Origin of the sequence: Sorangium sp. So ce834, from assembly GCF_051521425.1 — a bacterium.
Classification (GTDB): domain Bacteria; phylum Myxococcota_A; class Polyangia; order Polyangiales; family Polyangiaceae; genus Sorangium; species Sorangium cellulosum_D.
Window position 1 is genome coordinate 12,134,979 of sequence record NZ_CP150351.1, and the last position, 13,626, is coordinate 12,148,604.

The window sequence follows — 13,626 nt, forward strand, 5'->3', positions numbered from 1 at the left end:
CGCAGCAGGGGCGGGCCGCGCGCAGCAGGGGCGGGCCGCGCGCAGCAGGGGCGGGTCGCGCGCAGCGGGGGCGGGTCGCGCGTGGCCAGGCTGCTGGCCGGCGGTGGCGGCCGGCGGCTGGCCCGGCGCGCAGCGCTGCCCGGTCGCTCGACCGCCTCGCCGGACGGGCGGTTCTGGGGTAGCGTCCGCGGTCCCATGTCCAACGAAGCGAGCGATCTCCTGCTCGAAATCGGCGTCGAGGAGCTCCCCTCGTCGTTTGTCGAGGCCGCGCTCCGCGCGCTCCCGGATCTCGCAACGAAGCGCCTCGCGGAGCTCAGGCTCCGCCACGGCGCGATGCGCGCGCTCGGCACCCCGCGGCGCCTCGCGCTGCTCGTCTCCGGGGTCGCGGCGCGCCAGCCCGACCTCGAGGAGGAGGTCACCGGCCCGCCGGTCAAGGCGGCCTTCAAGGACGGCGCGCCCACCAAGGCGGCCGAGGCGTTCGCGCAGAAGCTCGGGTGCGCGGTCGCCGATCTGCGCCGCGTCGAGGGCCCGAAGGGCGAGTACCTCGCGGGCACGCGGCGCGAGGCCGGCAAGCCCGCGGCCGAGCTCCTCCCGGAGGTCCTGGCCTCGCTCGTCGCGGCCATCCCCTTCCGCAAGTCGATGCGCTGGGGGAAGGGCGAGTTCGCGTTCGGCCGCCCCATCCAGTGGCTCGTCGCGCTCTCCGGCGCCGACGTCATCCCCGTCGAGATCGCCGGCGTCCGCAGCGGCCGCACGAGCCGCGGCCACCGCTTCCTCGCGCCGGGCGAGATCGCCCTCGGCGCGGCCAGGGACTACGTCGAGGCGATGCGCGCGGCGCACGTGATCGTCGACCCGGGCGAGCGCGCGCGCCTGATGCGCGAGCGCCTGCTCGCCGCCGCGCGGGACGCCGGCGGGGCGCTCATCGAGGACGACTTCCTCATCGGCGAGAACCTGTCCCTCGTGGAGGAGCCGCACGTCATCGTCGGCAGCTTCGAGGAGCGGTTCCTCGAGCTGCCCGAGCGGGTGATCCTCGAGGTCGCGCGCGGGCACCAGCGCTACTTCGGCGTCCGCGACGCGAAGACGGGCGCGCTGCTCCCGAAGTACCTCGCGGTCGTCAACACCGCGGAGGCGCCCGAGAAGATCAAGAGCGGCAACGACAAGACGATGCGCGCGCGCCTCTCGGACGCGCAGTTCTTCTACCGCGAGGACGTCAAGCTCCCGCTCGCCAGCCGGCGCGAGAAGCTCGGCGGCATCGTGTTCCAGAAGCGCCTCGGCAGCGTGCTCGCGAAGGCCGAGCGCGTCGAGCGGCTCGCCCGCGAGCTCGGCCTGCTGCTGATGCTGCCCGAGCCGACGCTCGTGGCGGCCGCCTCGGGGGCGCACCTCGCGAAGTGCGATCTCGTCGCGCTGATGGTCGGCGAGTTCCCCGAGCTCCAGGGCGAGATGGGCCGCGCCTACGCCCTGGCCCAGGGGGTCAGCCCCGAGGTCGCCGACGTGATCCGCGATCACTACCTGCCGAAGGGCGCCGCGGACGCGACCGCGCCGACGCACGCCGGCGCGCTGGTCGCGATCGCCGATCGGCTCGACACGCTCGTCGGCTGCTTCGCGATCGGGCTCATCCCCACGAGCACGGCCGATCCGTACGGGCTCCGCCGCGCCTGCCTCGGCGTGCTGCGCACGCTCCTGGATCGCGACCTCGATCTGCGCCTCGGCGCCGCGTTCAGCGCCGCGTACGACGGCTACGCCGGCGTGAAGCTCGACGCCTCGCGCGAGGAGCTCGCGGCGCGCCTCGGCGAGTTCTTCGCCGAGCGGCTGCGCGGCCTGCTCTCGGATCGGCTCCCGCAGGACGCGGTCCTCGCGTGCCTCCGCGTCGCCGCCGATCGCCCGCTCGATCTCCGGGCCCGCGTGCGCGCGATCGACGCGCTCAGCCCCGAGGTCCGCGCCCGGGTCGGCGAGGTCTTCAAGCGGGCGACAAACATCGCCGACAAGGCGCCGGCCGGCGAGCCGGTCGCGCCGTTCGGCCAGGACGTGCACGCGAGCGAGACGGCGCTCTTCGCGGGCTACCTCAAGCTGCGCGAGCAGATCGCGTCGGACGTCCGGAGCGGCGCGTACGACTCCGCCTTCAAGGCGGTGGCGGACTTCGCGCCGCTCCTGCACCAGTACTTCATCGACGTGTTCGTGATGACCGACGACGCAGCCGTGCGCGACAACCGCCTGCGGCTGATGCGCGCCCTGTCGGAGACCTGCGCGAGCCTGGCGAGGCTAGAGCTGCTCGGCGAGGCGCCGCGCGCGGCGTCCTAGAGCGGCGGGCACCCGCTTCGGATACGGGCCCATCTCGACGTTTTCGGTGCTCAGCGCACCGGAGTGCGCCTCCGCGCCGAAAACGCCGAGCTGGACCCGTCTCCTGTGCGGGTGACCGCCGCTCTGTAACGCATCTACCAGAGACGGACGAAAACCGTTCTAGGCTGGGCTACAGCCGCGTGAAGCCGTCCGCGGACTTCAGCGCGGTGGCCCATACGATGGAGGCCGGCCGATGCGCGGAGCCCAGGCCACGGCGCGCTCAAGCCGAGAAACCGCCGTCGACCACGATCGAGGCGCCGGTGATGAAGCGTCCGCTCTCGCCGGCGAGGTGAGCGACCGTGGCGGCGATATCGTCGCCGGTGCCGTAGTGGCCGAGGGCGAGCTGGCTCCGCTGCTCGGCCGCGCCCGGGCCGCCGGCCGGGTTCATGTCGGTGTCGATCGGGCCAGGGTGGACGAGGTTGGCGGTGATGCCGCGCGGCCCGAGGTCGCGGGCGAGGCCCTTGGTGAGGCCCGCCAGCGCCGCCTTGCTCATCGAATACAGGGTGATGCCCGGCCCCGGCACCCGGTCGGCGAGGCAGCTGCCGATGTTGATGATGCGCCCGCCCGCGCCCATGTGCCGCGCCGCGGCCTGGGCGGCGAGGAACGAGGCCCGCACGTGGATCGCCAGCGTCCGGTCCACCTGCTCGAGCGTCAGGGCCTCGAGCGGCCCCATGATGGCGATACCGGCGTTGTTGACGAGGATGTCGATCCGACCGAGCTCGGCCACGGTCCGCTCGACCGCGCCGACGACCTGCGCCGGATCCGCGCTGTCCGACGCGATCGCCAGCCCCCGCCGGCCCGCCGCCTCGACCTCGGCGGCCACCGCGCGCCCCTTCTCCGGGGCGCTCACGTACGTCAGCGCCACATCCGCCCCGTCCCGCGCCAGCCGCTTGACGATCGCCGCGCCAATCCCGCGGCTGCCTCCGGTCACCAACGCCACCTTGCCAGCAAGCTCCGACATGTCTACCTCATTTCTGTGTCGACCAGCACAGAACGTATACTCTGCCGGGTGGCGATGGGTCAACCGATTTATTTACCGATCGGCACAGAAAGGTCGTCGTGATGGCCGGACGGGGACGTCCACGCGGCTTCGACCGGGCCGCTGCCTTGCGGCGGGCGATGGAGGTGTTCTGGGAGCGGGGCTACGAGGGCACGTCGCTCAGCGATCTCACGGCCGCGATGGGCATCAACTCGCCGAGCCTCTACGCCGCGTTCGGCTGCAAGGAGGCCCTGTTTCGCGAGGCGGTGGCGCTCTACAGCCAGGTCGAGGGCGCGGCGGCGAGCCGGGCGCTCCGCGAGGAGCCGACGGCGCGCAGGGCGGTCGAGGCGATGCTGCGCAGCAACGTGGAGGGTTACGCGAGCCCGGGGAAGCCGAGCGGCTGCATGATCGTGCTCGCCGCGACGCTCGGCACGCCGGAGAGCGAGGGCGTGCGCAGCCACCTCGCCGCGTGCCGGCGGGGCGCGCTCGATGAGCTCCAGCGGAGGCTGGATCGCGGCGTCGCCGAGGGCGACCTGCCGGCGGGCACCGACACGGCGGCGCTCGCCGGCTTCTACACCACCGTGCTCCAGGGCCTCTCCATCCAGGCCCGCGACGGCGCCTCGCGCGAGGCGCTGGAGGCGATCGTCGACTGCGCCATGGCCGCCTGGGATGCGCTGGCCCGGCCCCGCGCTGCGGTCTGAGCGGGGCCGGCGGCCCGACGCCGCCGGCGGCGTCGGGCTCTCCCGCCCTGCGTCGCGCTACACGGTCTCGGGCACGACGATCCGCTTCGCGCCCTTCCCGGGCTTCTGCTTCTTCGCGGGCTTCTGCTCCAGCCCGAGCTGCTGCCCGATCGCCTTGCGCGCCTCGCGCGCGATCTTCCGGACCTGCTTCGCCTCTTCCTGGGTGATCACCCCGTCCCTGGCGGCCGTGTCGACCGCCGCCCGGACCTTGGCCTGGACCTCGTCCAGCACCTTCCGGACCTCGGCGCGGCGCGCCTCCGGGACGCCGCCCTTCTGCATCCTCGCCTCGACCTTCGCGCGCTGCTTCGCGATCTTCTCGTCGACCCGCTTGCTGAAGCGGGCGGCGTCCTGCGGGAACGGGGCCGCGCCCTTGCCCCGGCCATGGCGCGGCGCCTCTGCGGCCGCGGCGGTGGTCTCCTCGGCAGCGGCGGCGGCCGGGGCCGCGACCGCCGTGAGGACGGCGAGCGCGGCGAGCGTTGATGCGATGCGAGGGAGCTTGTTCATCATCCTGCCTCTCGAGATGACACCGTGCGGTGCGAGACTGAGGTCGCGTCACGAGCCGGGGCGCCGAGGGCGCCGCGCGCTCGCCCCGTGGGACGTGGAGCGAGCGACGCTATTCCCCTCGACGCCGCCCTCGCGGCGGCGCGCCGCCGTCACGCCAGCGCGCTTGCCCTCCTCGGGGAGGCCATGCGGCCGCCGCTGGCGGCCATCGACAGCAGCCGGTCGACGCGCTCCTCGGTCGTCGGGTGCGTCGAGAACCACTTCAGCACCGAGCTCGCCCCGGCGAGCGGGCTCACGATGAAGAGGCTGGCCGTGGCCGGACGGGCGGACTCGGCGGGGATGAGCGCCACGCCGTGCTCCAGCTTGGAGAGCGCGCTGGCGAGCGCCTCCGGGTCGCCGCACAGCTTCGCGCCGGTCTCGTCCGCCATGTACTCGCGCGAGCGCGAGATGCCGAGCTGAACGAGCGTGGCCGCGATGGGGGCGACGATCGCGAGCGCCAGCCCGCCGAGCGGGCTCTCCCCCTCCTCGTCGTCCGATGAGCCGCCGAACAGCCCGGCGAAGCTCACGGCGTGCGCGATCCACGTGATGCCCGAGGCGAACGCCGCCGCGATGGTCGACACCAGGATGTCGCGGTTCTTGATGTGCGCGATCTCGTGCGCCAGCACGCCGCGCAGCTCGCGCTCGGTCAGGAGCTGCATGATCCCTTCGGTCACCGCGACCACGCCGTGCTCCGGGTTGCGCCCGGTGGCGAAGGCGTTCGGCTGCGCGTCCGGGATGACATAGACCCGCGGCTTCGGGATCTCCGCCCGCCGCGAGAGCTCCTCCACCATCCGGTGCAGGCCGGGCGCCTCCTCGGGCGAGACCTCGGCGGCCCGGTGCACCGCGAGCACGATGCGATCCGACATGAAATACGCGCCCAGGTTCATCGCGAGCGCGAGCACGCCGAACAAGACGAGGTACCCCGGTCCGAGCGCCCCACCGATGGACACCAGGATTGCCGACATGACGCCGAGCAACAGGATCGTCTTGATCTGATTCTTCATGAAACTCGTCACCTCCACGGAACGGAGCGCTGCAAACGCTGCTCCCTCATCATCGATGCGTCGCGCACCGCGGCTTTGCAATGCCGCGTGCCAGCCGATCAGCAGGCGTCATGCCCCGTCGATTCCCGTTGTGGCCGCCCCGTTTCGCCGCCCCATTTCGCCGCGATCGGCCCATTTTGCCCCGTTCGCGCGATCCCCTGGAGCGGGGTTCGCTCGGGTCACATGCAGACGTATTCCGTTGTCAGGCCTGCCAGATCGCCAGCAGCCACACCGCGATACCGGCCGCGCACACCGCGAGCCCCGGCACGGCGCGCGGCCACACCCACTGGCCCGTCACCGTGACCGCGCGCCGCACCACCCAGACGGCGCCCGCGACCCACGCCACGAAGGCCGCCACGAGCGCGACGACCCAGCCGACCCGCGGCGCGTCGTCGCGCGCGAGCGCGGCGAGGTGCTCCCGCGCGACCACGGCCGCAGGCTCGGTCCGGGTGCCCGGCGGGCGCGGCGCGGCCGCCGAGAGCCGGGCGATCGCCGCGTTGGCCTGCTCCAGATCCTCGGCGTGCGGCGTCGTGAGCCACCGCGTCTCGAGGGCGGCCGTGCGCACCGCGCGCCAGGCGAAGAGCGCCGTGTCGGCCTGGCCCAGGCCCTCCGCCGCCGTCGCGAGCGCGATCAGCCGCTCGTAGGCCACGCGGACGTGCGGGGCGCCGGGAGCGTACCAGCCCGCCGCCCGCCGGGCGTGGAGCGCCGCCGCGTGCGGATCGCCGGCGAGCAGGGCGGCCGTGCTCTCGGCGATCTCCCGCTCGCCGGCGACCACCACGCGCAGCGACGCCGCGCCGAGGAGGAAGCCGGCGACCGCGATGCCGCGCACGACGCCGAGCACGACCGAGAGCTTCACAGAAAATCGCGCTTCTTGAAGACGAACGCCGCCACCGCAAGGAGCCCGAGCGCCCAGCCGGCGCACGTGATCGACGCCCACCCCAGGTAGACCAGGAGGTTCGCGTCGGCCACCTCGCCCGCGAGCAGCGGGCGGGGCGGCACGTAAATCTGCAGGTTGGGCACGACCCGGGAGAGGGCGCGCCCCGCGGCGCTGATCTGGGGGCCGAAGTACTTCACCGGCAGCTGGGCGAGCGCGTCGGCGTTGCGCCCGACGAGGAAGATGCCGAGCGTGAGCAACGCGGACAGGAACGGCGTCGAGAACGAGGAGAACAGCGTGGCCACGGCCGCGACGATGCCGACCTCGAGGAACGCGAGCGCGCTGCCGGCGAGGACGACGCGCTGCTCCGTGGGGGCGCCGGCCGAGAGGACGACGCCGAGCACCAGGAAGACCGCCGACCACGGGATGAACCCGTACGTGCGCAGCAGCGGAGAGCGCCACGCGGCGAGGCCGAGCGCCGCGAGCGAGGCGGCGCCGGCGCCAGCGACGAGCGCGAGCGAGCGGCCGGACAGGACGGCGCTGATCAGCAGCACGAGCCCGGTGTCGGCCAGGATGAACACCGCGAGCGTGAGCAGCGTGCCGAGGTACTTGCCGACGAGGTACTCGCCGCGGCGGACCGGGCGGGCCAGGATCGGGAAGATCGTCTTCTGCTCGAGCTCGCGGTACAGCGACGTCGCGCCGATGATGACCGCGACCGCGATGCTGAACAGCGAGATCGACGCGACGCCGAGATCGCTGACCACGCGCGCCCCGTTGCGGAGCGTGTAGGCGCCGACGATGATCGAGTAGAAAGCGACCGCGAAGGCCACGCCCGCAAGGCCGATGAGGATGCGCGCCCGAAGCGATTCCCGGTAGGTGTTGAGGGCGATCGCAGAGATGCGGCCGAACATCGGGGCGACGTTAGCAAGGGACGGGGGGCGCTTGCAAAGGGCCGCAGGTCAGGGATCGACCTCGTCGACGGCGTCGACGACCCGCACGTCGAGGAACCACAGGCCGTGCGCCATCGCGTGGCCGTCGATCTGGACGTAGTAGACGCCCGGATCGAGCACGAGATCGAGGAAGCTGCGCTGGGGGCCCGTACCGATCGTGCAGGAAAGCGGCATTTCGGTGCCGGGGCAGCCCGGGCCGCGTCGGACCGAGAGGAGCGTCTCGTAGGCCGAGCCGGCCATGTCGAGCACCACCCGGCGGCGCGCGGTGAGCGTGAGCTTCAGGAGCTGGTCCCGGGCGCCGCGGTCTTGCGTGCCGGCGCGATCGCACCCCGCGTCGAAATCCGCGGCGGCGTTGGTCGTGTTGCCCTGGAAGAACCCGCCGGTCTCCGGGATCTCGAGCGCGCCCGCGCACGCGTCGGAGAAGGGCACCAGCGTCGGCGGCGCCGCCGGCCGCACGAAGGCCGTCACGCTCACGGGCTGGCCGAGCTGCGCCTCGGCCACCACGCGGTACGAGCCCGGGGGGACCCCGCGCCGCGCGCTCCGGAGCGGGCTGACGTCGCCCTCGCCGCACGCGAGCCGGTCGTCGGGGCCGGCGCACGCCGGCGCGGACAGCGCGATCGAGCCGGTGTCGCCGGCCGACAGCCGCTCGACCAGGAGCACGTCGGACGCGACCTCCAGATCGAGCGCGTACACGGCGTCGACCGAAGGCGGGCCGCAGCCGAGGTCGACGTCGTCCTGGTGGCCGAGCAGCGAGACAGCGGTCGTCCGGTTCGGCGCGAGCGGCGCCGCCTCGGCGCAGCCCTCGTCCGGCGGCGGATCGGTCGGCGGCGCGAGCTCCAGCGTGACGAGCACCGACGTGGGCGCCGTCGCAGAGACGGCGACGGCGTAGACCCCCGCGGGCAGCGCGCGCCGGAAGAGGTGCGGCGCCGCCGCCGTCTGGCAGGCGAGCTCGTCCTCGGGCAGCGCGCACCCCTCGGACCGCAGCGAGAGCGAGGGCTCGCCGTCGCCGTCGGTCGAGATCGCGTAGAGGTCGACGTCGCGCGGCTCGGTGAGCTCGAACGTGTAGACGAGCTCCCCGAGGTCGGTCTCGCACGCGCTCCCGAGATCCCGCGCGGCGTCGAGGATCGTCGCCAGGACCGGCGCGCCCGGCTCGAGGGGCGCCGCGGTGCCGCACGTCTCGTTCTCGGGCGCCGGCGAGGGCGGCAGGAACGCGACGTCGACGACGACCGGCGCGCCCTCCGCGGTGGTCACGTAGACCGGCAGCGCCGTCGCCCGCTCCGGATCGCCGAGGCCGCGGCCCCGGAGCTTCGCGAGCCTGCCGCCGTCCGCGCTGGGGTGCGGGCGCCCGCACGCGAGCTCGGTCGCGGCGTCGCCGCACTGGCCGGCGAGCGTCACCGCGACGTCGGTGCCCTCCGTCCGCGCGGTCACCTGCACGTCGACCGGCGGCCCTGGCGGCAGGAGCACCGCGGCCACCACGTCGCGCGTGCTCATCGGGCGGGGCAGGCCGCACGAGCTCGCGTAGTGGAAGCCCGCGCCCGCGGTGTTCATCGCGTACGAGCCCGGCGCCGAGATCTCCAGCGCGTCGGCGCACGTGTCGTGCTCCGGCGAGATGCAGCCGGGCTCATCGGTGCGCCCGTCGCAGTCGTCGTCCCGGTCGTTCCCGCAGATCTCGGGCTGCAGCGACGACACCGTGGGATCGGCGTCGTCGCAGTCGCCCCCGCCGCAACGCGCGTCGGGATCGCCGTCGAGGTCGGCGTCGCGCGGGACGCTCGAGCACGTCCTGGTCGGCTCGTCGCAGGCGTCGATCGTGCAGGTGTTCCCGTCGCCGCACGCGATCGGCTCGCCGGGCACGCAGCCGAGGCGCGGGTTGCACCGCTCGACCCCGTCGCAGTAGACGTCGTTCTGACATGCGCTGTCGTCCGGCGTGAAACGGCACCGGCCTGCGTTTGTGTCGCAGGCATCGAAGGTGCAGGGAAATCCGTCCTCACATTGATCGTCGTCGACGCACGGACCGCCGAGCGTCGGGTCCGCCGGAGCCTGCTCGCCCCCTGCGCCGCCCGCGCCGCCTTCGCCGCCGGCCCCGCCTGCTCCGCCCGTCGACGGGAAGGGGCTCGGCGCGCTCGAGCCGCAGGCAGCGCCCGCGAGCGCCGCCGTCGCGGCTGCGGCACAGAGGAGAGCGAGAGGCGTCAAGGAGGAAGAAGAGCGAGTTCGCATCGAACGAGGTGAGCGGCAATGAGCGTAGCAGGGCACCGCCACGTCTGGCATCATGGCGCGCGATTCCGCGGAGCGTGGCGGATAGAGGGAAAAACAGGGTGACCAGCGACAGATTGACCCGACCCGAGCTGACGTGGCTGCTGGCGCAGGAGGCGCGCAGCGCCGCCCAGAAGCTCCGCCAGGGCGTGGGGATGATCGCGACCGAGACCACGCCGCCGCCGGTGCCGTCGCCGGACGACGGCTCGGGCGGCGTGGAGAGCACGCTCAACCGGCTCGACGAGGCGGTGAGCATGCTCGCCTCGCTCCACGGCCGGCCCATGCCGCGCGGGCGGCGCGGCCGCGTCGACCTGACGGCGCTGCTCTGGGAGGTCGCCCCCGAGGCGCGCGTGCAGATCGAGATGGGCGAAGGGACGACGGTGTTCGGCGACGAGACCGAGCTCCGGCGGATGCTCCAGGTGCTCATCGCCCAGGGCGGCGATCCCACGAGCCAGGGCGGGGCGCCCGACGTGAGCATCCACCGCGTCGGCGACGAGGTGAGCGTGCGCGTCAACCTCGGGCCGGAGACGCCGGTGAACTTCGAGACCGAGCGGGTGTGGCTGTCGCGGATGGCGCTGCGCTACGGCGGCCGGCTGGAGCTCGACGGGCTGATGCAGACGCTGACCTTGCCCGCCGAGGTCGATCTCCAGCGCCTCGAGGTCGAGAGCCTGAAGAAAGAGCTGGCCGCGGCGCAGGCGCAGGGCGAGGCCTACGCGCGCGAGCTCGCCGCGGTCTTCTCGCGGGTCGAGGGCGAGCGCGAGCGCGGGTCGCTGGCCGGCATCGTGTCGCGGCTGAGCGGCAGCGATCCGGTGTCGCACCTGCCGCCGAGCGGCGACAGCCTCGCGGTGCTCGTGGCGGCGGTGCGGGTGCTCGGGACCCAGCTGCGCGGCATCCTGTCGGCCATCGGGCGGGACATCGCGCCGCTCCGGTCGCACGGCGGCGACGCCGGGGAGACGGCGGCCTCGGTGGGGCGCCACGTGACCGCGGCGTCGGAAATCGTGAGCGATCTCGCGAGGCTGGGTGCGTGCCCGCTCCACGAGTTCCCGCGCCACTGCGACGTGGCCGACGTGCTGCGCGACGTCGTGAAGGACGACCTCGCGCGCGCGGCGCGCCACGACGTGCGCGTGGTGGTCGAGGCGCCGGAGGCCGCGCAGGAGGTGGTGCCGCAGGGCGCGCTCACGGTGCTGCTGCACGCGTTGCTCGATCACGCGATCAGCGCGTCCCCGCCGGGCAGCGAGGTCGTCGTGACGCTCGTCGAGGGGCCGGGCGGGGTCGAGATCACGTTCGACGACGCGGGGCCGCCGCTGCCGGCGGCGGCGCGGAGCGTGGTGCTGAGCCGCGATTTCGAGGCGGTCGCGCAGGGGAGGCCGCCGGCGCTGCCGCTCATCGCGGCGCACGCGATCGCGGCGCACACGAACTACGGGATCGCGATCGAGGACGGGCCGCGGGGGGAGACGCGGGTGCGGCTCACGATCCCGAGGGCGGGGTAGCTCCGGGCCGCCTGGCCCGGAGAGGCGCTGTTCCGAGCGCGGCGCGGGGACCTCGTCTGGAGCGACAGACGGGTTGAAGCCGCCTGAAAAGCGCAGAATCTCGAACCGCCAAGCCGCTAAGGACGCCAGGAAGAGAATCCCATCTCGGCGCCCTTGGCGGTCGAGCTCTCGCTCGATCAACGCGATCTGCGGTCTAGAAGAGGAACGAGGTCGCCGGGAAATCCACCTCCCGGTGGAGGTTGAAGCCACGCACGATGTCGATCCCCTCGAGGTTCGCCGACGTGGTGACAGGTCGGTCGTCGCTGCGCCCCACGAGCGTCGCAATAACCCTGTACTCGTCGGGCGGTAGATCCACCGTCAGGATGAAGTCCTCGCAACGCGCATACTCCCTCGCCACCTCGACGCTGCCACGGTAGACGATCAGCTCGAGATCGGCCCTGCCGCCGCTGAAGCGAGAGCAGTCCCGCGACTCGCGCCGGTCGTCGACTGTCCACTCCATCACCAGGCTCCCCATCGACGACGGCCGAGGCCGATGCCGATCGCCGTCCTTCACCTCGAAGAAGCAGCCCAGGGCCAGAAAGCTCGATAGAGCGAGGCCGCAGATGGGAATGACGCTCTTCTCCTGATTCATCCTTGAACCCGTCCTTTCGCAGCCGCACCACTGTCAACGCGGCGTGTAGTAACCGCGCCCCCGCTCGCGGGGAAAGCTCAGCTCGCGCTCCGGCACGTACCGCGGCGACGCACGGTACGTCTGCCGGTAACGCCTGAGCTCCGCGGGCTCCCGCTCGAAGATGACCCAGCCCCGGTTCGTCGGGTAATACCACTGCCCGTCGACCAGGTACGCATAGGTGCCGTGGAAATAGACGCGCGGAGACGCCGCGAGCTCCATCGGGACGACCTCGGCGCGCACCACCGGGAAGCCGGACACGACATACCCCTCGGCCCCGACCGTGCCCAGACACCCGGCCAGCAGCGAGGCGCCGGCCGCGAGCGCAGCCGCCGCGAGCGCAGACCTCATCGCCGAGAGACACCTGGGCCATCTTCGCTCGCGCGAAGTCACGTTGTTGCTCTGCTTCACGTCATTGCTCCTCGGAGCGGAGCTCAGCAACGCGAATGCCAGCGCGGGGGCGGCGCGACTCGACATCTCCTGTGACCGGGCGCTCAGCGGCCCGCGCCGGCCGCGCCGAGCGCGCCGGCGAGCGCGAGCGCGCGCTGGATCTCCGCCGACGTCACCAGGCCGATCACGTGCTCCCCCTCGTCGAGCACAGCGATCGCGCTCGCCTCGCCGCTCGCCAGCGCGTCGAGCGAGCGGGACGCGTCGTCGCCGGCGCGCGCCCTCGGCACGTCCGCCGGCATCACCGCGCCGACCGTCGCCGGCTCGGCGCCGCGCGCGAGCTGGCGGGCGAGATCCCAGACCGTCACGACGCCGATCTCGCGGCGCCCCTCCCCGCCCCGAGGATCGTCGATGACCCGCGCGCCGACCAGGTTGTGGCGGAGGAGCCGCTCGGCCACCGCGCGAGGGCTCTCGTCCGCATACGCGTCGCCGAGCCGATCGGTCATCAAGCGCGCGACCGGGAGGCCGCGGAGCAGATCTTGCGTGTTCGAGCGCGCCTGCTCGGCCGAGGCGCCCATGTGGACGAACACGGCGATCAGCACCAGGATGAGGTTCCACGAGAGCAGGCCGAAGAGCCCGAAGGCCACCGCCATCGCCTTGCCGGTCGCGGTCGCGACGCGCGTCGCGCGCGCCCGCCCGAGGCGGCGGTGCAGCAGCCCCCGGAGCACCCGGCCGCCATCCATGGGGAACGCCGGGAGCAGGTTGAACGCGCCGAGGATCGCGTTCGTGATCGCGAAGGCCAGGAGCGCCACGCCGACCTCCGCCGGCGCGGGGAACAGGCGATAGGCGGCGTAGCTGCCGAGCGCGATACCGAAGCTCATCAGCGGCCCGGCGAACGCCATCCACGCCTCGTGCTCGGGATCGTCGCGCTCTATCTGCGAGACGCCGCCGAGCATCATCAGCGTGATCGAGCGCACCCGGATCCCGTTCTTGAGCGCGACGAGCGCGTGGGCCAGCTCGTGCGCCAGCACGGCGACGAACAGCCCGACCGCCAGGATCGCCCCCCAGGCGAGCGGCGGCAAGCGCAGCGCCTCGCGCGGAATCTCGAGCGAGGCCGCGATGAACGAGAACTGCGACGCCGCCGCGTACGCGAGGTACGGCAGGAAAATCAGCAGCGTGATGTGCAGCCGGATCGGGATTCCTCGGATGCGCAGGACTGTCAGCCCCTGGTCGAACATGTGCCTCCTGATCGCTGGTACAGATGGGGCCGACAAGCACCTTCGCAAGCCGCCGAGACGGCGCCAATGCATGGAAAATCAGGGCAGCGGCGCAGATGCAGAGCGCAATGCAGGAGGCGCCCACAGCCCCGCGC

At 73.2% G+C, this 13,626-nt stretch carries 12 protein-coding genes; 3 read left to right on the top strand and 9 right to left on the bottom strand.

Going from position 1 to position 13,626, the window contains the following annotated elements:
• Positions 1 to 195 precede the first annotated feature (195 nt).
• Positions 196 to 2,295: a glycine--tRNA ligase subunit beta gene (gene glyS / locus WMF20_RS44675; RefSeq protein WP_437607879.1), complete on the top strand. Its 2,100-nt coding sequence runs from the start codon at positions 196 to 198 to the stop codon at positions 2,293 to 2,295.
• Between the two features lie 259 nt (positions 2,296 to 2,554).
• On the opposite strand, the gene WMF20_RS44680 is transcribed toward glyS, so the two are convergent.
• Positions 2,555 to 3,295, bottom strand: coding sequence for an SDR family NAD(P)-dependent oxidoreductase (locus WMF20_RS44680; protein WP_437607880.1), 741 nt, complete (start codon positions 3,293 to 3,295; stop codon positions 2,555 to 2,557).
• 101 nt (positions 3,296 to 3,396) lie between these two features.
• Here WMF20_RS44680 and WMF20_RS44685 point away from each other — a divergent pair, with 101 nt between their 5' ends.
• Positions 3,397 to 4,014, top strand: coding sequence for a TetR/AcrR family transcriptional regulator (locus tag WMF20_RS44685; RefSeq protein WP_437607882.1), 618 nt, complete (start codon positions 3,397 to 3,399; stop codon positions 4,012 to 4,014).
• Between the two features lie 57 nt (positions 4,015 to 4,071).
• Here the strand turns inward: WMF20_RS44685 and WMF20_RS44690 are convergent, their stop codons facing one another.
• The 5 genes from WMF20_RS44690 to WMF20_RS44710 form a co-directional block, all read right to left on the bottom strand.
• Complete coding sequence (locus WMF20_RS44690) at positions 4,072 to 4,557, bottom strand: hypothetical protein (protein ID WP_129579959.1); 486 nt, start codon at positions 4,555 to 4,557, stop codon at positions 4,072 to 4,074.
• Positions 4,558 to 4,706: 149 nt separating this feature from the next.
• Complete coding sequence (locus tag WMF20_RS44695) at positions 4,707 to 5,597, bottom strand: zinc metalloprotease HtpX (RefSeq protein WP_437607883.1); 891 nt, start codon at positions 5,595 to 5,597, stop codon at positions 4,707 to 4,709.
• A gap of 241 nt (positions 5,598 to 5,838) precedes the next feature.
• On the bottom strand, positions 5,839 to 6,492 hold the full coding sequence (locus WMF20_RS44700) for a hypothetical protein (protein WP_437607884.1): 654 nt from the start codon (positions 6,490 to 6,492) through the stop codon (positions 5,839 to 5,841).
• The gene (locus WMF20_RS44705) at positions 6,489 to 7,421 is read right to left on the bottom strand and encodes an ABC transporter permease (RefSeq protein ID WP_129579962.1); all 933 of its coding nucleotides are present in this window, start codon (positions 7,419 to 7,421) and stop codon (positions 6,489 to 6,491) included. The genes WMF20_RS44700 and WMF20_RS44705 overlap by 4 nt, the downstream gene beginning before the upstream one ends.
• Positions 7,422 to 7,469: 48 nt before the next feature.
• Positions 7,470 to 9,650 carry a putative metal-binding motif-containing protein gene (locus tag WMF20_RS44710; protein WP_437607885.1) on the bottom strand — a complete coding sequence of 727 codons (2,181 nt, stop codon included), beginning with the start codon at positions 9,648 to 9,650 and terminating at the stop codon, positions 7,470 to 7,472.
• Positions 9,651 to 9,787: 137 nt separating this feature from the next.
• On the opposite strand from WMF20_RS44710, the gene WMF20_RS44715 reads away from it, so the two are divergent.
• Positions 9,788 to 11,200, top strand: a complete 1,413-nt coding sequence (locus tag WMF20_RS44715; RefSeq protein ID WP_437607886.1) for a sensor histidine kinase — start codon at positions 9,788 to 9,790, stop codon at positions 11,198 to 11,200.
• 193 nt (positions 11,201 to 11,393) lie between these two features.
• Here the strand turns inward: WMF20_RS44715 and WMF20_RS44720 are convergent, their stop codons facing one another.
• The 3 genes from WMF20_RS44720 to WMF20_RS44730 form a co-directional block, all read right to left on the bottom strand.
• On the bottom strand, positions 11,394 to 11,831 hold the full coding sequence (locus WMF20_RS44720; RefSeq protein WP_437607887.1) for a hypothetical protein: 438 nt from the start codon (positions 11,829 to 11,831) through the stop codon (positions 11,394 to 11,396).
• 33 nt (positions 11,832 to 11,864) lie between these two features.
• Positions 11,865 to 12,218: a hypothetical protein gene (locus WMF20_RS44725; protein WP_129579966.1), complete on the bottom strand. Its 354-nt coding sequence runs from the start codon at positions 12,216 to 12,218 to the stop codon at positions 11,865 to 11,867.
• 143 nt (positions 12,219 to 12,361) lie between these two features.
• A complete protein-coding gene (locus WMF20_RS44730; RefSeq protein ID WP_437607888.1) occupies positions 12,362 to 13,492 on the bottom strand; it encodes a site-2 protease family protein in 1,131 nt (376 codons plus the stop codon).
• Positions 13,493 to 13,626: the final 134 nt, after the last annotated feature.

Excerpts from the sequence above, each read along its gene's own strand:
- glyS (WP_437607879.1), top strand. The coding sequence starts at position 196 with ATGTCCAACGAAGCGAGCGATCTCCTGCTCGAAATCGGCGTCGAGGAG.
- WMF20_RS44680 (WP_437607880.1), bottom strand. The coding sequence starts at position 3,295 with ATGTCGGAGCTTGCTGGCAAGGTGGCGTTGGTGACCGGAGGCAGCCGC.
- WMF20_RS44685 (WP_437607882.1), top strand. The coding sequence starts at position 3,397 with ATGGCCGGACGGGGACGTCCACGCGGCTTCGACCGGGCCGCTGCCTTG.
- WMF20_RS44690 (WP_129579959.1), bottom strand. The coding sequence starts at position 4,557 with ATGAACAAGCTCCCTCGCATCGCATCAACGCTCGCCGCGCTCGCCGTC.
- WMF20_RS44695 (WP_437607883.1), bottom strand. The coding sequence starts at position 5,597 with ATGAAGAATCAGATCAAGACGATCCTGTTGCTCGGCGTCATGTCGGCA.
- WMF20_RS44705 (WP_129579962.1), bottom strand. The coding sequence starts at position 7,421 with ATGTTCGGCCGCATCTCTGCGATCGCCCTCAACACCTACCGGGAATCG.
- WMF20_RS44720 (WP_437607887.1), bottom strand. The coding sequence starts at position 11,831 with ATGAATCAGGAGAAGAGCGTCATTCCCATCTGCGGCCTCGCTCTATCG.
- WMF20_RS44725 (WP_129579966.1), bottom strand. The coding sequence starts at position 12,218 with ATGAGGTCTGCGCTCGCGGCGGCTGCGCTCGCGGCCGGCGCCTCGCTG.
- WMF20_RS44730 (WP_437607888.1), bottom strand. The coding sequence starts at position 13,492 with ATGTTCGACCAGGGGCTGACAGTCCTGCGCATCCGAGGAATCCCGATC.